The organism is Pedobacter sp. GSP4 (genome assembly GCF_051857575.1).
In the GTDB taxonomy this organism is placed as follows: Bacteria; Bacteroidota; Bacteroidia; order Sphingobacteriales; family Sphingobacteriaceae; genus Pedobacter.
Genome location: NZ_JBPZIR010000010.1, coordinates 116,034 through 136,259, shown reverse-complemented (window position 1 = coordinate 136,259; position 20,226 = coordinate 116,034). Strand labels below are relative to the sequence as shown.

20 protein-coding genes are annotated in these 20,226 nt (G+C 41.2%); 10 read left to right on the top strand and 10 right to left on the bottom strand.

Going from position 1 to position 20,226, the window contains the following annotated elements; translation table 11 throughout:
- Together ACS5PU_RS21230 and ACS5PU_RS21225 are read left to right on the top strand one after the other, a co-directional pair.
- Positions 1 to 2,380 (top strand): MBG domain-containing protein (locus ACS5PU_RS21230; protein ID WP_439461175.1); only part of this gene is annotated, 2,380 nt, incomplete at its 5' end.
- A gap of 13 nt (positions 2,381 to 2,393) precedes the next feature.
- Positions 2,394 to 3,254, top strand: a complete 861-nt coding sequence (locus ACS5PU_RS21225; protein ID WP_439461174.1) for a PorP/SprF family type IX secretion system membrane protein — start codon at positions 2,394 to 2,396, stop codon at positions 3,252 to 3,254.
- A 45-nt stretch (positions 3,255 to 3,299) separates the two neighbouring features.
- Here ACS5PU_RS21225 and ACS5PU_RS21220 read toward each other — a convergent pair whose 3' ends face one another.
- A complete protein-coding gene (locus ACS5PU_RS21220; protein ID WP_439461173.1) occupies positions 3,300 to 4,436 on the bottom strand; it encodes a sensor histidine kinase in 1,137 nt (378 codons plus the stop codon).
- A 94-nt stretch (positions 4,437 to 4,530) separates the two neighbouring features.
- On the opposite strand from ACS5PU_RS21220, the gene ACS5PU_RS21215 reads away from it, so the two are divergent.
- Entirely contained in the window at positions 4,531 to 4,704 is a 174-nt protein-coding gene (locus tag ACS5PU_RS21215) for a hypothetical protein (RefSeq protein ID WP_439461172.1), read from the top strand.
- Here the strand turns inward: ACS5PU_RS21215 and ACS5PU_RS21210 are convergent.
- The 3 genes from ACS5PU_RS21210 to ACS5PU_RS21200 all read right to left on the bottom strand — a co-directional run bounded on the left by ACS5PU_RS21210 (position 4,690) and on the right by ACS5PU_RS21200 (position 6,872).
- Positions 4,690 to 5,430, bottom strand: a complete 741-nt coding sequence (locus tag ACS5PU_RS21210; RefSeq protein WP_439461171.1) for a LytR/AlgR family response regulator transcription factor — start codon at positions 5,428 to 5,430, stop codon at positions 4,690 to 4,692. The two genes, ACS5PU_RS21215 and ACS5PU_RS21210, sit on opposite strands and share 15 nt — an antisense overlap.
- A gap of 337 nt (positions 5,431 to 5,767) precedes the next feature.
- On the bottom strand, positions 5,768 to 6,025 hold the full coding sequence (locus tag ACS5PU_RS21205) for a helix-turn-helix domain-containing protein (RefSeq protein WP_439461170.1): 258 nt from the start codon (positions 6,023 to 6,025) through the stop codon (positions 5,768 to 5,770).
- 697 nt (positions 6,026 to 6,722) lie between these two features.
- Positions 6,723 to 6,872, bottom strand: a complete 150-nt coding sequence (locus ACS5PU_RS21200) for a hypothetical protein (protein ID WP_439461169.1) — start codon at positions 6,870 to 6,872, stop codon at positions 6,723 to 6,725.
- 58 nt (positions 6,873 to 6,930) lie between these two features.
- Here ACS5PU_RS21200 and ACS5PU_RS21195 point away from each other — a divergent pair, with 58 nt between their 5' ends.
- From ACS5PU_RS21195 to ACS5PU_RS21185, 3 genes are read left to right on the top strand one after another with little or no spacing between them, the layout of a single operon-like run.
- A complete protein-coding gene (locus ACS5PU_RS21195; protein WP_439461168.1) occupies positions 6,931 to 8,301 on the top strand; it encodes a TlpA family protein disulfide reductase in 1,371 nt (456 codons plus the stop codon).
- A gap of 50 nt (positions 8,302 to 8,351) precedes the next feature.
- The gene (locus ACS5PU_RS21190; RefSeq protein ID WP_439461167.1) at positions 8,352 to 11,510 is read left to right on the top strand and encodes a SusC/RagA family TonB-linked outer membrane protein; all 3,159 of its coding nucleotides are present in this window, start codon (positions 8,352 to 8,354) and stop codon (positions 11,508 to 11,510) included.
- Between the two features lie 9 nt (positions 11,511 to 11,519).
- The gene (locus ACS5PU_RS21185; RefSeq protein ID WP_439461166.1) at positions 11,520 to 12,878 is read left to right on the top strand and encodes a RagB/SusD family nutrient uptake outer membrane protein; all 1,359 of its coding nucleotides are present in this window, start codon (positions 11,520 to 11,522) and stop codon (positions 12,876 to 12,878) included.
- A 43-nt stretch (positions 12,879 to 12,921) separates the two neighbouring features.
- On the opposite strand, the gene ACS5PU_RS21180 is transcribed toward ACS5PU_RS21185, so the two are convergent.
- The 3 genes from ACS5PU_RS21180 to ACS5PU_RS21170 form a co-directional block, all read right to left on the bottom strand.
- Positions 12,922 to 13,242, bottom strand: coding sequence for a hypothetical protein (locus tag ACS5PU_RS21180; RefSeq protein ID WP_439461165.1), 321 nt, complete (start codon positions 13,240 to 13,242; stop codon positions 12,922 to 12,924).
- 130 nt (positions 13,243 to 13,372) lie between these two features.
- Entirely contained in the window at positions 13,373 to 13,813 is a 441-nt protein-coding gene (locus tag ACS5PU_RS21175; protein WP_439461164.1) for a MauE/DoxX family redox-associated membrane protein, read from the bottom strand.
- Between the two features lie 107 nt (positions 13,814 to 13,920).
- Complete coding sequence (locus ACS5PU_RS21170) at positions 13,921 to 14,415, bottom strand: Crp/Fnr family transcriptional regulator (protein ID WP_439461163.1); 495 nt, start codon at positions 14,413 to 14,415, stop codon at positions 13,921 to 13,923.
- Between the two features lie 403 nt (positions 14,416 to 14,818).
- On the opposite strand from ACS5PU_RS21170, the gene ACS5PU_RS21165 reads away from it, so the two are divergent.
- Complete coding sequence (locus tag ACS5PU_RS21165; protein ID WP_439461162.1) at positions 14,819 to 15,049, top strand: hypothetical protein; 231 nt, start codon at positions 14,819 to 14,821, stop codon at positions 15,047 to 15,049.
- On the opposite strand, the gene ACS5PU_RS21160 is transcribed toward ACS5PU_RS21165, so the two are convergent.
- Positions 15,046 to 16,191 carry a hypothetical protein gene (locus ACS5PU_RS21160; RefSeq protein WP_439461161.1) on the bottom strand — a complete coding sequence of 382 codons (1,146 nt, stop codon included), beginning with the start codon at positions 16,189 to 16,191 and terminating at the stop codon, positions 15,046 to 15,048. The genes ACS5PU_RS21165 and ACS5PU_RS21160 overlap by 4 nt on opposite strands.
- A gap of 260 nt (positions 16,192 to 16,451) precedes the next feature.
- Between ACS5PU_RS21160 and ACS5PU_RS21155 the strand changes: the two genes are divergently transcribed.
- Complete coding sequence (locus tag ACS5PU_RS21155; protein WP_439461160.1) at positions 16,452 to 16,682, top strand: hypothetical protein; 231 nt, start codon at positions 16,452 to 16,454, stop codon at positions 16,680 to 16,682.
- Positions 16,683 to 16,684: 2 nt separating this feature from the next.
- Entirely contained in the window at positions 16,685 to 17,053 is a 369-nt protein-coding gene (locus ACS5PU_RS21150; protein ID WP_439461159.1) for a type II toxin-antitoxin system VapC family toxin, read from the top strand.
- A 41-nt stretch (positions 17,054 to 17,094) separates the two neighbouring features.
- Here ACS5PU_RS21150 and ACS5PU_RS21145 read toward each other — a convergent pair whose 3' ends face one another.
- Together ACS5PU_RS21145 and ACS5PU_RS21140 are read right to left on the bottom strand one after the other, a co-directional pair.
- Positions 17,095 to 17,601 (bottom strand): GNAT family N-acetyltransferase, encoded by a 507-nt coding sequence (locus ACS5PU_RS21145; RefSeq protein WP_439461158.1) that lies wholly within the window; start codon positions 17,599 to 17,601, stop codon positions 17,095 to 17,097.
- Between the two features lie 15 nt (positions 17,602 to 17,616).
- Positions 17,617 to 18,510, bottom strand: coding sequence for a DMT family transporter (locus ACS5PU_RS21140; RefSeq protein WP_439461157.1), 894 nt, complete (start codon positions 18,508 to 18,510; stop codon positions 17,617 to 17,619).
- A gap of 88 nt (positions 18,511 to 18,598) precedes the next feature.
- Here ACS5PU_RS21140 and ACS5PU_RS21135 point away from each other — a divergent pair, with 88 nt between their 5' ends.
- Positions 18,599 to 20,008: a PLP-dependent aminotransferase family protein gene (locus tag ACS5PU_RS21135; RefSeq protein WP_439461156.1), complete on the top strand. Its 1,410-nt coding sequence runs from the start codon at positions 18,599 to 18,601 to the stop codon at positions 20,006 to 20,008.
- Positions 20,009 to 20,226 lie beyond the last annotated feature (218 nt).

Genomic DNA, 20,226 nt, shown 5'->3' with positions numbered 1-20,226 from the left:
TTATGTTGGTGCAGATTTAACCATCGGTGCAAAAACCATCACAGTTACGGCTGCTGCGAAAAGCAAAACCTATGGCGATGCCGATCCGGCTTTGACCTACACCTTTGCTCCGGCACTGGTAACGGGCGATAGTTTCTCAGGAGCATTGACAAGAGCTGTTGGGGAGAATGTGGGTACTTATGCGATCAATAAAGGAACGCTTGCTTTAAACGGCAACTACACTTTAACTTATGTTGGTGCAGATTTAACCATCGGTGCAAAAACCATCACAGTTACGGCTGCTGCGAAAAGCAAAACCTATGGCGATGCCGATCCGGCTTTGACCTACACCTTTGCTCCGGCACTGGTAACTGGCGATAGCTTCACAGGAGCATTGACCAGGGCTGTTGGCGAGAATGTGGGTACTTATGCGATCAACAAAGGTACATTGGCCTTGAACGGCAATTACGCTCTAACTTATGTTGGTGCAGATCTGACCATCGGTGCAAAAAACATCACGGTTACGGCTGCTGCGAAAAGCAAAACCTATGGCGATGCTGACCCAGTTTTAACTTATACTTCTGCTCCGGCACTGGTAACTGGCGATAGCTTCACAGGAGCATTGAACAGAGCCGTTGGCGAGAATGTGGGTACTTATGCGATCAATAAAGGAACGCTTGCTTTAAACGGCAACTATGCCTTAACTTATGTTGGCGCAGATTTAACCATTGGTGCAAAAACCATCACGGTTACAGCCGCTGCTAAAAGCAAAACCTATGGCGATGCCGATCCGGCTTTGACCTACACCTTTGCTCCGGCACTGGTAACGGGCGATAGTTTTACAGGAGCATTGACAAGAGCTGTTGGGGAGAATGTGGGTACTTATGCGATCACTAAAGGAACGCTTGCTTTAAACGGCAACTACACCCTAACTTATGTTGGTGCAGATTTAACTATCGGTGCAAAAACCATCACGGTTACAGCCGCGGCTAAAAGCAAAACCTATGGCGATGCCGATCCGGCTTTGACCTACACCTTTGCTCCGGCACTGGTAACGGGCGATAGTTTCACAGGAGCATTGACCAGGGCTGTTGGCGAGAATGTGGGTACTTATGCGATCAACAAAGGTACATTGGCCTTAAACGCTAACTATGCCTTAACTTATGTTGGTGCAGATTTAACTATCGGTGCAAAAACCATCACGGTTACAGCCGCGGCTAAAAGCAAAACCTATGGCGATGCCGATCCGGCTTTGACCTACACCTTTGCTCCGGCACTGGTAACGGGCGATAGTTTCACAGGAGCATTGACCAGGGCTGTTGGCGAGAATGTGGGTACTTATGCGATCAACAAAGGTACATTGGCCTTAAACGCTAACTATGCCTTAACTTATGTTGGTGCAGATCTGACCATCGGTGCAAAAACCATCACAGTTACAGCTGCGGCGAAAAGCAAAACCTATGGCGATGCTGACCCAGTTTTAACTTATACTTCTGCTCCGGCACTGGTAACTGGCGATAGCTTCACAGGAGCATTGACCAGGGCTGTTGGCGAGAATGTGGGTACTTATGCCATCAACAAAGGTACATTGGCATTGGGAGGTAATTATGCAATCACTTACAACGGTGCAAACTTAACCATTAACAAGGCTGTGCTTACTGTTACTGCAAATAATGCGGTAATGTGCCAGTCAGATGGTTTCCCAACATTTACAGTGGTTTACAGTGGCTTTAAAGTAGGCGATGCCGATGCGGCTCTAAGCACTAAGCCAACAGTAAACACTACGGCAAACAGAAATGTTGCCGGTACTTATGCACTTGTTCCATCGAATGGGGTAGCCAATAATTACAGTTTTGTGTATATAAATGGCACTTTAACCATTAATGCGCTTCCAACGGTAAATATTGTGAGTAACAAAGGTACCGAGATCAGTAAAGGTGAAACGGCAGTATTAACAGCAAGTGGCGGAACTAGCTACAGCTGGTCTACCGCGGGTGGAATCATCAGTGGTCAAAATACAGCCGTACTAACAGTTCGTCCGGCACAAACTACCACCTATACCGTTCGGGTAACTAACGCCAGTGGATGTAGCAGTATAGCAACCATTACCATCAAAGTTTCCGAAGATTATAAAATTGTAGCCAATAACATCTTAACGCCAAATGGCGATGGGGTAAACGATACCTGGATTGTACAGAACATTGATATGTATCCGAGCAACGAGGTAAGGATTTTTGACCGCAACGGTAGACAGATGTACAGTAAGAAAAGCTATGATAACAGTTGGAACGGAACCATTGGCGGAAACGAACTTGCCGAAGGTACCTATTACTACATCATTACTTATGGACCGGATAAACTGGTTCAAAAAGGATTTATCACGATTATCAGAAACCGCTAAGAAAATGAAAAGGATGAAAACAAAATTATTGATATTGGTAGCGCTTATTGGGATTTCGAAAGTGAATGCACAAACCAACCCCTTATTAAACCAGTACTATAACAATACTTATCTCGCTAATCCGGCAATGGCCGGGCTAGCCGAGGGGGCAACGGTCGATTTAGCTTTCCGTTCGCAATGGAACGATATCCCCGGCGCTCCGGTAGTACAGAACCTAACCGCAACCTATGGCTGGGAGAGGGTAGGCGTTGGGTTAAATATGAACTTGGATAAAGCTGGTCTGCAAAGGCAAACGCGTATCCTGGCAAGTTATGCTTATCACCTTCCCTTAAGTGAATCTGCTAAATTACATTTCGGCCTGTCGGCCGGTTTTATGAACCAGAGGATAGATATGCAGGATCTTATCGGTAACCCGAACGATGGCCAGATAGGCGCATACAATACCGATCATAGAACGTATTTCGATGGCGATTTTGGTGTGGGGTTAACAACCAGAGGTTTCAATGTCGATTTAGCCATGGTAAACCTTAAAAATTATTTCAAAAGAGATAATTTTAAACTGATCAATACCCCGGTGGTGTATGCCTCTGCAGGTTACAAATTCTCATTGGGCGAAAATATATTCCAGCCTAAACTAGCTTACCGCTCTTTTACCGAAATATCGGATATTGTTGATGTCGGCGGACAATTTGCTGTGGCCAACCAGCAGTTACTTTTTACGGCTATGTACCATACCAGTAAAGCAGCGAGTTTTGGTGTTGGTTTACATTACAAAAAGAAATATACCATTAACACTTCTTATACTACGCAAACCGGTTCGTTAAGCGGTTATACGGCAGGAAGTTTTGAAATTAATCTTGGTATCAATTGGTAGCAGGAAGCATTTAAATCCAATAGTTAAAAGAAACGGGCCTATTTTTTATGGGCCCGTTTCTTTGTAAAAATCATAGTGGCCTATTTTAGCCCTTTTCCTAATAGGATCGGCATCTTCCCGCTCGATGCAAATCAGAACCTTGGTAAAAAAGTGGTTCTGCCCATCCCTGCCGTAGGTCAACACAGCTTCTTCTCCATAAGCGTGGTAAAGCCGCTGTTTAATATTTCTTAACCCGGTATGAAAGCCCAGGTCATTTAATCCGGTGTTGATAAGGTTAGTGGTTTCTAACTTAAAGAAACCATCACTTAAACTGATGTCGATTTTACCGGCATCTTCCTGCACACTCAGGTTCCCGTGCTTAATCATATTTTCGGTTAAGCTAATCAATACCAATGGGATAATTTCTATTGTTTCAATTTCCTCACTGTAGTTGAAATCTACAAATAGGTTAGGCTGCTTAATCCTGCTTAGCTGCAATAGATTTTCCACCTGTAATATTTCTCCTTTAAGTGGCATCATATCCGGACCATGTTCGCATTCTAAGGCATACCTTATAATTTTGGTGAGGTACCTTACTGCTTCAGCGGCGCGGGGTTCCGATTTGTGCGTGCTGTTGTAGATGTAGGTAAGCGTATTGAATAAAAAATGTGGGTTAATTTGTGCCTTAAGGTAACAGTTTTTAGCATTCGCCAGTTCAATTTTAATTTGTTTTTCTTTGAGGGCTTTTTCTGCTGCGGCTTTTTCAAGCACTGCTGTCCGCTGTTTTTGTTGTATAAAACGGCTGATGAAGTAATAAGCCGTAGAAAAAAGCAAAAAGTAAATTCCCCGCCACAAGCTTGCCGATAAAAATTTCCACTCTATGATTTTAAAGTGTGGAATAACCAGTTTGCCCGATACCGATATAGCACTGTCTGCAGCATAAGTAGAAAAGGAGAAAATGCCTAATTCAACTATTATCAATAGGATCATTACCGCATAGGCAGGCTTTTGGGGCCTTAAGGTTTTCTTTAATACAAAATCTGCATGTATATAAAAAAGGCATATGTTGATGGAGTAATGAATAGCATAGCTTAACAAGGGCCTGTTTAATCTCATCACCATTGCAACAAAAGCATATTCGTAGAGGATAAAGATACACCAGGCCATAATGTGCCAACGATGGTTTTTTAACCAGTTTTTCATTTTGTTTTTTGAGTTAAAATTAAGCTTCACAACAGCTAAAACCTGTTTCGTGTAAGTTGATCTTCTTCACGTTTTCTTAAGGCTAGGTTCGTTTATGAAGAGAATTAACGACTTAAAAGCAAGCAAGAAAACAGCGTTTGTTTTCCGTAGAAAAGTACAATTCATTTTATTGGCAGAAACTGGCGATCCAACCACTACCACAATGACTGCCATGACCACTGCAACCACACACAATGATTGCAATCAATTGGTATCAAAGCCGCTTTGAGATCAGGATATTTCGGTTTACATATTCCATAAAAGCTTCTTTGTACTGTGGCGTCATTAGTACTTGGTACTTTCCCAGATCGATCTTGTGTCCGTTAATTTCTTTTACAAAGCGCGTATTAATGATATATGATTTGTGTACTCGGTAAAATTGCTTGTTGTCGCTCAGCTTTTCTTCCATTTCCTTCATGGTCATGTACACAGAGTAATTATGGTCGCTGGTGTAAATGTGAACATGGTTATTGGAGCCTTGTAAATAAATCATATCAGCTTTGAGTACTTTGGTCAGTTTACCACGTTCGCCGTTGGTACGCAAGAAAAAGGCGAGGTCGTTTTCTCTTTCTAAATGCTGCGAATCATAGTACTCGGTAATTACCTCGTTCACCACTTCGGCAAAATCGCTGATGTTGAACGGTTTTAAAAGATAATGCTTGGCCCTAACTTTAAAGGCTTCTAAGGCATAATCGGGGTAGGAAGTAGTGAAGATGATATTATGCGATCTGTGCTTTAGGCTGTTTGCCAGCTTTATCCCCGACATTGCCGGCATGTCGATATCCATAAAGATCAGGTATTTGCAGTTGCACTGGCTGATATTGTTAAGCGCCTCAATCGGTTTGGTATAAATCTGCTCAATTTTGAGCCTGGGCATTGCTGAAATGTGATCTTTCAATATTTCAACGGCAGTGGGGTCGTCATCAATAATGATGCAAGAGATAGCGTTCTTCATATAAATATGGTTTAATATTGGCCTTATCATTAGCTTCAACTGTTCTTTGTTAATACTTAGGTGCAAACCAAGATTTCGCCATAAAACCAAAACTAATTAATGGGATATTTTACCGCACATTTAGGCTTGTCCATTAGCTTGCCCAAAAAACTACAGCAGTTGCTTTTGCATTTTAATGGGCTTAACCGCCACTAATCTGTGGCTAAATTTTAACGAAGAAAAAATCGGCTACAAATAAGTGCTTTGGTCAGAAAGAGCCGTTAGAGCAGAATAGGAATATTTGTTTAGCGCGGGTTCAACTCAATTGAATGTGCAAAACAGGATGCTGATGATCGGATTATTCTAATCCGGCACTAAAGTCTACCTCAAAATCGAAATCTAGAAGTACAGATGGATGGGTTTTTAATCCAATGGCCAGCCGGGTTAAAGTAATAAAGGTAGGACTGGTTTCACCGTTTTCATATTTAATAATATCTCCGGTATTAACGCCACTTCTCTTGTAAAACTCCCGATAAGAAAGCTTCTGTTTTTCCTTTAAGTTTTTTAAATGCTGACCAAAGTTTTTTAGAATTATTTTTTCTTTCTCACTAATCATTGGTAATAATTAAGAATACCAATGTCTTCTATATTTTAAATAAAAATGTCATGTAATTGCTTGACATTCTCGATTTTATTGCATACATTTACTTATTAGAAAAAATTAAGTAATTAGATAAAACTAAGAGTCTTGCAACCTCAAATCTCACGCCGTTGGAGCAGGACAGCAGATTTTATCCCATTTCTTATAGCGGAATTGCTATCTTAGCCCTTCCAAAATAAGAGTGGGCTCTGCTGTAATTCCATTTCAACGTAAGGCGTGAGAAACATTATGAGGTTATGGTTTGGGAAGCCCACTTTTATTCTTCCATTCCGCTCGGCTCGTACAACTCACGGGTATGCGTACACAGAAAATAAGCTTGATAAAGAGATTAAACCCAACTAGGATAGGGGAAGTCTGTGTTGGCTTTTTTTCAGCGCCTTATTTTCCGCTGTTTTTATGTGTGCCCTTGTCAAATTGTCCCTTTGATAGGCTGTATGCCTTAAAACCCAAAAACCCCGAATAGCTTTCAATAAGGCAGGTGGACCTAACGGTTAATAATAAAATTGGTTCTTAATAATAACAGCCTGCCTTATTTTTCTGCTGTTTCTTAATAGATGCCCCCGCTTTTTCTACTGGAAAAATTCTGTTTTTTGTGATTGACCTGAAAAAAATAACGGTTCTGCCGTAAGGGGATTGTTACGCCCAAATTTTTTTAAGCTGGATATCCTTTCTCCAGGCTGTGGTCACCATCCGCAAAAGGTGATGCAGCTAGGTTGTAGCAGAGATAGGCCTTTAAAAGCCTATCCTGTCTGCTTCCGTTTTCCTTTGCTTTATTTTTTTGATCAGTAAAACTTAATCCCATTCTGTTTACTGCTCTCTCTAGTGCAATATCAAATTAACCAAACTAATAAAATTAAAATATGAAAACCAATAATAGTTATCTGCCACTTTTTTTTCTCTGTTGGGCATTTCTTTACAGCCCTTTCGCGGTTTTACCTGCTTTCCCTCAGGCTAAAAAGGGAGATGTTGTAAACCTTACTTCATCAGGAATACATGTTGGGCAAACTGTACCAGATTTAGAAGTGCTTAACCTGCATAATTATACCGATGGGGCTGGTAAACAGGTATCTGCTATGCAGCTCTCTTCACTTAAAGGAAAACTCGTTATCCTTGATTTTTGGGCAACCTGGTGTGCCCCATGTGTGGCCATGATGCCAGTGATGGACAGCCTACAGCGGCGTTTTGCAGGCAAAGTTCAGTTTATTTCTGTAACACGCGAATCTGATCAGGTGGTGACACCCTTTTTCGACCGCCTGAAAAGAAAGGGAAAAGGAGCGATTCCTTATGTTACTTCCGATATCATACTCTCAAAAACATTTCCACATCGGCTCCTGCCTCATTATGTATGGATAGGTAGCAACGGAAAAGTAGTAGCCATTACATCTCACGAAGAAGTTAACGCAGGGCGGATAGAACAGGTGATAAAAGGGGAAGAAGATGGTAAAATAATCCAGAAAACTGATCTGGCTATTACCTACGATAAAAAAAAGCCCTTGTTTTTTGAAGGCAATGGCGGCAATGGAAAAGGCCTGATTTTTCATAGCATGCTCAGCAGCCGGCAAGATGGCTTATCCATGGGGTTTTGGATTAATCCTGCACTCAGAAAAGCTTCGGTAACCAATCTTGGCATAGTGGAAATGTACGAGGCAGCATATAGTGAGAAGATGCTGTTCGCTAAACACAGGATGATTTTTAACATGAAAGATCCAAGTACCATAATGTTTGTTAAAGGAAAAACTGATCCGAAAACATGGAGGGCAAAAAATATTTATTGCTATGAACTGATTGTACCAGAAGGAAAAGAACAATCGCTCTACACGCATATGCGCAAAGATCTGAAGCATTTTTTTCCAGCTGTACAGGTAGATACCTTAACCATGGAAACCATGTGCACCGTATTGGTAAGCACCGGCGATAATACAATGTTACAATCTAAGGGCGGGATATCAAATGTTGATATAAATGGATTGGGCGCTTCTTTTCGGAATATGTGGATTACAGCACTTACAGGAAGACTTGATGTACTGTTTATGCAGGAAAATCCATATCCAATTGTTAACGGAACAGGCATCAGCTATGCAGTAGATCTGCAACTGGAATGTAATTTAAATTCCGTTCCGGAAGTTAATGCTGCCTTAGAAAAGTACAATCTGAAATTGGTTAATAAGCCCTTTAAAACAGTTATGCTCATTTTTAAGGATGCAGATAAATTGGCAAACAACTCCAAATAGCAGCAGTGATGAAATATTGTTTTTATGTTCTCCTGTTTTTCATGCTAGGCATGGCGAAATTGAGCGCGCAGGTAAGTGGTAAAGTAGTTTCATCCGAAACCGGTAAGCCGTTGAAAGGTGCTACTGTAACCTTGGGTAAAACCAAGGTCTTAAGTAAAGAAGATGGGACTTTTACATTTTCAAAAGATGTAATTGACCTCCGCTCCGGAACGGTTTTTATTGAAGTTAGCTTTTTGGGCCACGGAATTGTTAGACAGCAGCTTAACGTACCTGTTAACGGGCTAATTATACAGCTTGTACCTAGAGAAACCCAACTGGAAGAAGTAACGGTGAGCACAGGCTATACCAAATTGCCCAAGGAAAGGGCAACAGGTTCCTTTGTGCAGTTGGATAACAAGCTGCTAGAGCGATCAGTAAGTACCAACATTATTGACCGGTTGCGCGATGTGGTTCCTGGTCTTGTTTTCAATCGGACAAGGGGTGTAGCTAACGAACAGGTTTCAATTGGCATCCGTGGGCAAAGTACGCTTTATGCCAATACCCAGCCGCTTATCGTGCTAGATAATTTTCCTTATGATGGTGATATTGCCAATATCAACCCAAATGATATAGAGAGTGTTACGGTGTTAAAAGATGCTGCTGCAGCTTCTATCTGGGGAGCCCGTTCAGCAAATGGGGTAATTGTTATCACCTCTAAACGGGCTAAAAATAACCAGCCACTTCAAGTTGCCGGAACAGTGAATTTTAACTTCACTGGGCAGCCCGATCTGATGAAAAACCAGTCTATGTCCACCCAGGATTTTATAACTGTAGAAAAAGTGCTTTTTGCCAAGGGATTTTATTCGGGTACAGAATCATCGGTGCTAAAAGCCCCTTTAACACCTGTGGTAGAATTGCTGATTGCCAAACGTGATGGTAAAATTACTGCTGCTGAGGCCGATGAGCGTATTGCTGCACTTTCAAAATATGATGTTCGTGAGCAGTACATGAAATACATGGGCAACTCTGCAGTATCCAAACAGTATGCGCTAAACGTATCTGGTGCCAATGCAGTGAGCAGTTATTATTTCTCTGCAGGTTTTGATGATAATAAGCTGTCTGACAAGCTGAATAGCTATAAGCGCATGACTCTTAATTTTGCTGATAGGTTTAGTTTCTTGGCCGATAGGCTTTCGCTGAATGTGAATATAATGCTTTCACGGTCTCTTTCCAGCAGGCCCAATCCTGGTTTCAGTGCGATCAAAATGACGGCAGGGCAGCTTATTTACCCCTATGCGCAGCTGGTAGATGATAATGGCAATGCCCTCGCTGTGATTAAAGATTACCGGCAGGGATTTATTGATGGCCTTGCAGGAAGTGGTTATTTAGATTGGGCTTATCGGCCTGTAGAAGATATTGCCTTTAGAGATAATGATCTGGAAGGATTGGATTACCGGCTAAACACTACCTTGCGCTACCGTTTGTTTAAAGGCCTTAATGCAGAGGCCAGTTTCCAATACGGCAAATTAAGCAGCCAAGGAACCGACCTTTACAGCCAGGAAAGCTATTTTAGTAGGAACCTGATTAACCGCTTCTCTCAGCTAACTCCAGGTGCCACCGGTTTATACCCTGTTCCGCTAGGCGGCATAATGGATAGGTTTTCCAGCAGCCTGCGTACCCTAAATGTTAGAGGTCAACTCAATTATACAACATCATTTTCTGATTTTGAGCTTAATGCGCTGGGCGGCTATGAGTGGCGCGATCTGGAAGGAAGTTCGTTCAATAACCGTTTTTATGGTTATAACCCGCTCAACGCCACTAGTGCCGTTGTAGATTATATCGGTTCCTATCCACAGGCCAATTATCCGGCCTCAACAAATATAATTCCTTCTGCAGATGCGCAAACAGGTACCGTAGACCGCTTTCTTTCTTATTATAGCAACGGATCATTATCTTACAAAGGTAAATATACCTTATCTGGAAGTATCAGGCTGGATAGGAGTAATCTTTTTGGGGTAAGTGCCAATTTAAAAGGTGTGCCGTTATGGTCTACAGGGTTGCTTTGGAACCTCGCCAAAGAAGATTTTTATAGCATTGAGTCCTTGCCCATTTTGCGTATGCGCTTAAGTTTTGGTTACAACGGCAATATTGATAAAAATCTTTCGGCCCTCACCACCGCAAGATATTTTAGTGGACAGGGCACTTTGACCAGGCTGCCATATGCCACCGTACTCAATCCACCAAATCCTGAATTGCGCTGGGAACGGGTAAAGATTATCAATGCAGGGGTCGATTTTGGCTTAAAGGGGAACAGGGTTTCAGGTACGTTAGAAATTTATCAGAAAACAGGCTTGGATCTGATTACCGATATGCCATTTGCACCCTCTACAGGTATAACAACATTTAGGGGCAATATGGCCAACACGCAAGTACAGGGCCTTGATTTTAATGTAAATACCGTTAACCTAACAGGAAAGCTGAAATGGAACAGTAGCTTTTGGATCAGCTATACCCACGAAAGGGTTACTAAATTTTTTCCGGGCACGCTATCAACCGCAGGAAACTATGCGCAAATGGCCGATGCAGGCACGCTGCCAAGAGAGGGTTTCCCTTTATATGGAACCTATTCTTATCGTTATGCCGGACTAGATGCCACTGGTGAGCCTCAGGGTTATCTCAATGACGCGCCAAGTACAGATTATCCTGCAATATTTGCAGCTACAAATTTAGAGAATATCGTATTCAGCGGATCTGCAAAACCTGTGGTTTTTGGTTCATTGATGAATACCTTTAGATTTAAACAGTTTAATCTTTCGGCCAATATTTCCTATCGGTTTGGTTATTATGTGAGGCGCAACTCCGTGAATTATACAAGTGTGCTTTCGGGATTGGGCGGAAATAGTGATTTTGCCCTAAGGTGGCAGCAGCCAGGAGATGAAGCATTTACGAAAGTACCCAAAATGCCCGATGCTGCCAGTACCAACCGCGACAATATTTACCTGCTCAGTGATGCCCTGGTTGCGCGTGGCGATCATATCCGACTTCAGGATATAAGGCTTTCTTACGATCTGGATGCTAAGAAAATGGGTTTCCTAAGGTCTGCTCAGTTATATGTGTATGCATCTAATCTTGGGTTGATCTGGCGTGCCAACAAGTGGAATATAGATCCTGATTATCAGTCCATTCCGCAGCCCGTTTCCGTTGCGGCAGGTTTAAAAATTAATCTTTAATCTTTTATTATGAAAAAGTATATCTTAAATATATGGTGTATTGCATTGTTGTGCTTTACATTCTCCTGTAAAAAAGGCTATCTGGATGAAAAACCGAGTAAGGCGCTTACCGTTCCAACTACCGCGGCCGATATGCAGGCTTTATTGGACAATTCGGATGTGATGAACATTGCACCTGGGCTGCCACAGCTCGCCACAGATGATTTTTTGCTTTCTGATGCTGCATACGCTTCTTTGATCTTTTCAGACGAACGTAATGCCTACATCTGGAAAAAGGAAGTATTTAGCTCACAGACCAATGCAGAATGGAAAAACGGATGGCAGCAGATTTTCTATGCCAATATCGTTCTTGATGCTATAAAGTTAAGGCCTGATGCAGAAGCACCATCCCTAAAAAGTATATTGGGGTCAGCGCTTTTTTTCAGGGCAATTGGTTACTATCACCTGTTGCAGATGTTTACCCGCCCTTATGTTCCTGCTTCTGCAAATAGCGATAAAGGGCTTCCAATCAGAGAAGGAGCAGATGTTAACTTTAACCCACCTAGGGCAACACTAGCCGAAACGTATCAGTTTATGTGTGCTGATCTGGAAAAGGCAGAAAAACTACTGCCCGAAAAATCTGACTATAAAAGCCGGCCAAATAAAGTAGCGGCATTGGCGCTGCTGGCGAGGATAAGCCTAATCATGCAGGATTACAATAAGGCATTTGAATATGCCGATCGCTCCATCAAAATATATGGGACATTGATTAATTACAATAGCTTGAACAGTGCTGCAGCAAGGCCATTTCCGGCGGTATTGCCCAAAGGAAATGATGAAGTGCTATTTTATGCCGGGCAAATATCTTATTCATTTATGAGTTTTATGGTTTCTTCGGTCAATGTAAATCCATTACTATATTCAAGTTATTTAACAAACGACCTCCGAAAAGTGGTCTTTTATAATGCCTCCGGAAAAAATTTTAAAGGGAATTACAATAATTCGGGCAAACTCTTCGGAGGAATTGCCAATGATGAAGTATACCTGATCCGATCTGAAGCACAGATTAGGCTAGGCAGGATAAATGAAGGGCTTTCAGATCTAAATGCCCTGCTTGTTAACCGCTATCGGACAGGGTTTTATATCCCATACACCCAGGCAAACGTTAGTGATGCATTAAAACTTGTACTGGATGAGAGGAGAAAGGAATTGCCATTTAGGGGGCAGCGCATGCCCGACCTGAGGAGAATTAATCAGGAGGAAAGGTTTAAAGTAACATTAACCAGATCAATAAATAATGTTGTTTATGAGCTGCCTCCCGGCGATATGCGTTATGTTTATCCAATACCACAAGAAGAAGTTCTGCGTTCAGGGCTAGAACAGAATTAAACAAAAATTGATCGGGAGCGTGATTTGGGCGCTCCCTAATCATTTATTGGATCGGTGTTATGGTAAGCATACCGTAATCTATCGGCTCAGTTGATAATGGCGTGTCGCTTGGTGCAGGGTTCGGGTTGGTTGTCGTATCAAAATATCCCTTGCAATAAGGGGGATTTTCAACTTCATTACACTGGATTTCATATTCCTCCGGATTGTAATCCGACAATTTTACCCAGGCACCTCCTAATCTGCCAAACTGTTCATGAAGGCGGTTCTGTTTTGCCGGTGTAAACGCACTTTGTGTTAAAACTAAAGAGGCACCAATTAGTACTGCTACAGCACCAAAATGGATACGGTTAAAGATTTTTTTCATTTTTTTTTCAATTTAATTGGTTAAGCCTTACTGGCCCATACTACCATATGCAACTCTTTTGACCATGCATGTGATGGGGTAGATTGTTGATTATTGCCGAGGAGTGGTCAAAGCTTCCGGTTTGTCATAATTATGCCATTTCCTCCTTTCTTTTTGGGTTAATACCAATTATTCCGATGATAGAGAGCAGAAGAAAAAATAAGTTGAAGAATAGGTGATTTTTCCAACCTAGATTTTTAAGTACACCGCCGCATGAGCAGGGAGTGCGGTTGAAAACATGGAGTACCACCATGGCAATATATACTGTAAATACTGACAATAAAACTGTGGATAATAAAAGGCCATATTTTTTGGTCTCATTAAACAACAACAGCCCCGCCGCGAATAGTTCAATGCCCGGTAAAAACCAGATGAGAAAAGGCGTCCATTTTTTATCGAATACCTGATTGTTCAACTGGGCAGCAAATTCCTTAAATTCTGATATCTTGGAAAGCGCAGTGTACACCCATAAGATGATCAGTGCACCGGAAATCAGTTTTTGGGCGAGGCTGGAAGGAGGAGCGGTTCTCATTATCGTTATTTCATGGTTTGAATCTCGCAATCTGATTCTTCTGCCAGTTAATATCCAGCAATGATAATGCAGAGTTTACCCCAAGCATAAACCTAATCTGTAAGAGATTATTTTTTTGCTTTAAGCATACTTAAGGTATTGGGGTGCATGCTTAGATAAGAAGCAAGATCTTTGACCGAGGCAAGATTGAATAATGAAGGTCGAATTAGCAGAAGCTTTTGGAACCTTTCTTCGGCAGTCAGGGCTTTTATTGATGCGCTTCGTTTTGATAGAGAAAGAAAGTGGGTAAAATAGATTTTATGGTAAAGCAAGGTACATTCACTAAAAAGTTTAGGGAGGTAACTGAAATGTTTTTCATTAATGCTTAACACTGAACTGTCTTCCAAAAATTCAATAAATAGCTGTTGATCATCAAAAGAAGGCAGATTGGTAAGGATAGGGAGAAAATCACCAGGCAGAAAAAACTCAATAATGTGCTCTTCGTGGGTTTCTTTATCCACTGCATATAGTTTTGCGCTTCCCTTACCAATGTTAGCCAGATACATGCCATGCCCTTCAGCATGTCCTATTTTCATATGCTTTGCGCATAAGCTTTCATTCAAGCTATGAGATAGGTAGGCGCTTAAACCGCGGGGTATTTGGTGCACAGCATTAAGGGCCTTTAAATAATGCGCTATTTCCATAAGCTTTTGTTTTTTACAAAGAAAGAGGTATTACCTTGGTTGTCAAGTTGCTGATAAAGCAACCAACAGCAACCTTATTATTTTTTTGTTTTAAAAGGATGAAGCCCTTAATTACCCTATATTTGGGGCATGAAATAAGAATTATTTACATATATGATATTATAGCAATCGCTATTTTACTGTTTTAGAAAACCGCAAAATTTCAAACAACACAGGAAAAAATAGAGGGTTGCCTGCGCTACGCGTGGGTACCAGTTTATCTTGTGTTGTGGGCTCTTTGCGGTGCCTCTAAAGCGGATATCGGGTTAACCCACGCTTTTTTATGGACAGTTCCGCCGCATCAAATTTATTTCTGGTCAATCTGCCGATAGCAGAACTCCCCTTAAGCGAATCTTTTAAACTGAGAAGTAAGCTGATGGGCTTTTTTACCTTACAGGATATTCTTTCGGCAGATCAGGTAGATATGCACACCCGTGAGGATTACTCCGAGCATTGGTATTTTGAATTTGTGGGATTTTTAAACCGTAAAGGGTTATTATACCTGCTCAGCTAATATTTTTCTTGGGCAAGTGCCAGCATGATGGCAATTTTATCGATCACTTTTTCTACATCCTTCCCCACGTTTCCATAGTATGCGTTCTTGAAGCTTTTTTCAGAGATATTTTCTTGTTCTACCGTGCTATAATGTTTGGTAATGTAGCTGTGAAGTACCTTAGGGCTTTGTGATTCAATAATTTTGGCTTCAACCTGTAAATGGATAAAAATAGCGAGCTGCCGAACAGTAAACGTAACTTTAAAGTTGTGATCCATTAAGCCGTTGGCACGCAGGTCATCGGCAGTGATTTCAAGCGATTTCATGTAATCCAGTTCTGCCTCGATATACCGCTGTAGCGATTCGTTAATAGCGGGTAGGCTGCTGTTGTAACTGGAGGCAGATAGGCTAAAAATCTGCTTAAATGTTTTCTTTAGAAAATTAAGCATTTTATATTGCTGGGAAATGCTTTCACATTTATCCATCTCTTGGTTAAAATATGCACAACAAAAGTAATAAACTGCCGGGTGGTTGAAATTCAAAGATACGGTGATCAGTATAACATCCAGTATTTCAGGCAGCCCATCAATTGTTTGAAGCTGAGTGTTAAATTCATCCAGAAAGTTTTCCAGATAAATCTTTTGTTGATAGTTTATGGCTTTGTTTTCGGAAATCAAGCTTTTTGATAAGGTGCGGAAGAATTGCAAAGTCTCTATATCTACGCCCCTGGTTTCCAGTTTTACCTGAAGATCACTAATTTTTGTTTTCAGTTTTGTGTTGAAGCAGTTTAAGGTACATTTGGGTAGCACAGCGCCGTAATCAAAATAGTGGGGGAAATAGTATTCAAGATCAGCAATCAATTGTGCGGATGTTTGTATAAAAATCTCCAAACTGCTTGTTTTTACTGGTAGGCTCAAGCATGCGTCTTCTGTTAACTTTTCCAGCTCAGTCAGCAGTTGTGCCAATGTTTTTTGGTATTGCAGGATATATTGCCTGCCTTTTGCTGGTTCCAGGTCTGATATATTTTTCTGTATGGAAGTAAGCAGCTTGGCCGATTGAAGTTTCATTTCTTTAACAAGCATACCGACATCTTGATGCTGGGCTGCAGTATTGTAAAGCTGATTATCGATTATCTGCTTAAAGTTTAAAAGTTCATCGTCCATACCTTGGTTTAACAGTTGGTATTAACGTAATCCTTTTTCAGTTGTTTTCTTTATAAGTGTGGCGAAACTGGTTTTTTATGTGGTGAAATGCATTTTTAACCTGATTTTTTAGTGAAAAATATAACGATATTATTCCCGTATTGTTGCTGGCTTATATACTGCAGTCAAAATAAAGGCCACTGTATAACGTTTTTATCATACCGTATATACTGAAAGCTTTATTTTTAGTATTTTTGTATGTACCTCATCATAATTATACTATGGAGCTCACTTTAAAATCAAATAACGAAGAAAGTCTTGCAAAAATTATTGCTTTGGCAAAACAGTTAAACGTGATTATTGAAAAGAAAAATATTGATTTTAACAGTACAGCGAAAGTTAATCTCAAAAATCGTATCCTTAATTTTAAAGCTTCAGCTCCTTCATCTTTTGGCGATGCTGCTGAATGGGAACAAAATCAGAGAGCTGACCGTGAGCTACCCTTTTCGTAGCTATGGCTTTTCTTTTAGATAGTAATTTAATTATTTACTCGTATTCAAATACCTACGAATACTTAAGAGCATTAATTGTTAGTGAATTTTGCGTGCTTTCAGAAATATCCCGGGTTGAAGTGCTCGGTTATCATGCGTTAAAGAAAGAGGAAGAAAAGTACTTTAAGGATATTTTTGACTATGTACCAATCATTCGTCCTGATCAGGACATATTTGACAAGGCTATCGAAATTCGTAAAAACTATAACCTAAAATTAGGTGACAGTCTTATTGCTGCTACTGCCTTAATTCATAACCTCGAAATCTATACCCGCAACTTAAGTGACTTCGAGCGTGTTAAAAGATTAAAATGTGTTAATCCGATAAGATAAGTCCATTGTATTTATCTAAATCAAAACAATTCCAACTGCCATTAAATTAAAATTTCAAATAAACTAACTGGGTTGCCATGGTAGTGGCTGGGCAATTGGTCTGTATGCTTTAAATTATACAATCCAAGAAAATTAAAGCCCATTTTGATGTAATGATTAATCAGGCCTTCATTTTGGCCAACAGTATCCAAGCGCACATAAGTTTTATTATTGGCCTTGGCATATTCTTTAGCCCAGGCAACAATCGTAGCCACCATATTTTGACCTTTAAATTCAGGATTGGTGGTAATGCGGTGTATATAAACGGCCGGATCAGCATTACGTTCTTCCCATATCTGCGGATCATCAAATGTAGTTGCCCATACACAGGCAGTTTTTCCATCGATGGTTATTTTCCACTGCCTATTCTCCTCAATTTCAGTTTCGACCAGTGAAGTTTCGAATTTTGGCCAATGAAGGGTGTATTTTGTTTTCTGGAAATTTGTTGCGCTTTCGTACAGCCTAAAAATTTCTGTGATATCTGCTCTGGTACTGTTAGCTATTTTCATAATGTTTTATTGATTTTATTTTGCAAACTTTTTTGAACCGGCAACACAAAGGATAATGCCGATGGTAACCGCTAGCATATTTAAACTCACTTCTTCATGGAGCAGTGTGGCTGCAAGTGCCAGCCCGAAAAAAGGCTGGAGCAGCTGAAGCTGTCCCACAGTTGCAATACCGCCCTGTGCAAGTCCTTTGTACCAGAAAATGAAACCGATAAACATGCTGAACAATGAAATATAAGATAGACCCAGCCATGCACCTGTGCTGACAGCCGAAAGCGAAACAGGTTTAAAAACAAAAACCAGTGGGAGCATCAATGGAAGAGAAATAACCAGTGCCCACGAAATAACCTGCCATCCACCAAGGGTTTTAGATAGGCGTGCACCTTCGGCATAAGCCAATCCGCAGAGCACAATGGCTGATAACATCAACAGATCACCAATAGGCGATGCATTAATGCCCTGATAAACCGCATAGCCAATTACCAATAAACTGCCTAATACCGAAAAAAACCAGAAAACCGGTTTTGGTTTTTCTCCACCACGCCATACAGCAAATACGGCCGTTACCAAGGGCAATAAACCTAAAAATATCAGCGAATGTGCCGAACTGATGTGTGCCAGCGCCAGTGCACTCAATAACGGAAAGCCGATTACGGCACCGAAAGCCACAATAAACAATGAGCCTAAACTGCCTTTGGCAGGGCATTTCTCCTTAAGCAACAACAACACCACTAGTGCAACTATGCCCGCTATGGTGGCCCGCGAAACAGTTACGAAAATAGGGCTCATATCCATCACGGCAATTTTTGTGGCTGGCATAGAACCGCTAAAAATCAGTACACCTATAAATCCATTTAACCATCCGCTCGAAATTTTATTGGCAGCCACGCTACCAGTTGTTGTGGTAATCATATTTTAAAAAATTGCTTATCCAAAAGTGCCAAAGAGAAATAAGTAAATACAGTATCAGTTTTGTATATTTGAATGGATACAGTTTAATATGAAAAAAAATTATCGGTACAATGAAATTGCGGATGGGATAGCGGCCCAGATCAGAAATGGTATTTTGAAGGTTGGCGATAAGCTTCCCTCGGTGAGAATGCTCTGTAAAGAACATGCTGTTGGAATGAATACAGCCAAAAGGGTTTTTTTAGAACTCGAAGCCCAATCGCTGATCGATCCAAAACCACAATCTGGTTTCTTTGTGAGTAACCGCTTGGTACAGCGCCTTCCCTTGCCGGGGATAAGCAAACCCACCTTAGTACCTGGTAATAACGAACCAAATGAGTTAATTACGAAGGTTTACTCGAGCCTGGGCCAAAATGACATTACAAATTTTTCAATCGGTATTCCCTCTGGTAACCTCTTGCCCTTGGCCAAACTGCAAAAAGAAATCCTTCAGGCCAGTAGATATTTGCAGGGAGGTACAGCCTACGAACCGCTTCAGGGTAATGTACAGCTGCGTAGAATGGTGGCCGTACGCTCATTGGCTTGGGGAGGTAATTTAAGTGAAGATGATCTGGTTACCACAAGCGGTGGGATGGGAGCGCTTTCGTTCTGTATGATGGCTTTGGCAAAGCCAGGCGATACCGTTGCCATTGAAAGTCCCTGCTATCCCGGAATTTTTCAACTGGCCATTAGCCTCGGTCTTAAAGTACTCGAACTGCCTACCCATCCGGTTACCGGTATTGAAATTGAGGCACTGAAAAAATTGGTTTCCCAAATTAACATCTGCGTGCTTATCCCTAATTTTAATACCCCTTTAGGCAGTTGCATGCCCGATGAGCATAAAAAAGAAGTGGTAAAACTATTGGCTAAACACAATATTCCCCTAATAGAAGACGATGTGTACGGCGATCTGTATTTCGGATCGCAAAGGCCTAAATGCTGCAAAGCTTTTGATACAGAGGGGAATGTACTGTGGTGCAGTGCCATTTCAAAAACACTTGCCCCAGGCTACCGGGTAGGTTGGGTAGCCCCTGGAAAATACAAGGATAAAATATTGAAACTGAAACTTGTACATGCCATTGCTACCCCTTCATTGGTTCATCAGGTAGTTGGCAATTTCTTTAAAAGTGGACGATACGATATGCATATCCACCAAATGCGCCGTACCCTGATGGGGAATTACCAGCGCTTTAGCCACGCCATTGCAGCTTATTTTCCGGCGGGAACGAAAATAAGCCGACCACAGGGCGGCCTTGCCATTTGGGTTGAACTGCAAAAGGACACCGATACCGTAAAACTTTACGATCTGGCCATGAAACAAAAAATAAGTATTTCGCCGGGGCGGATGTTTACCTTACAGGATCAGTTCCATAACTGCCTGAGGATCTGCATGGGCATGCCATGGACAGATGAAATCGATTTTAAACTTAAGCAGCTTGGAAATTTGGTAAAGATGCTTTAGCTTTTTAAAAACAGCGCTTTCATGGAGTATTTTTTATCCAGAAAAATTAAATGCGGTCTTACAATGTACGGTCAATAAATAAAAATGAAAAATATATACGCCTGTGGCCGGCAGTACCTACAATTCGGTAACTCATAATAGAGAAGCCGCTTATTGGAAAAATGAAATTCTGGTAATCCTTACGCGCGATAATAGACATGCATCAGCAAATGCTGGCC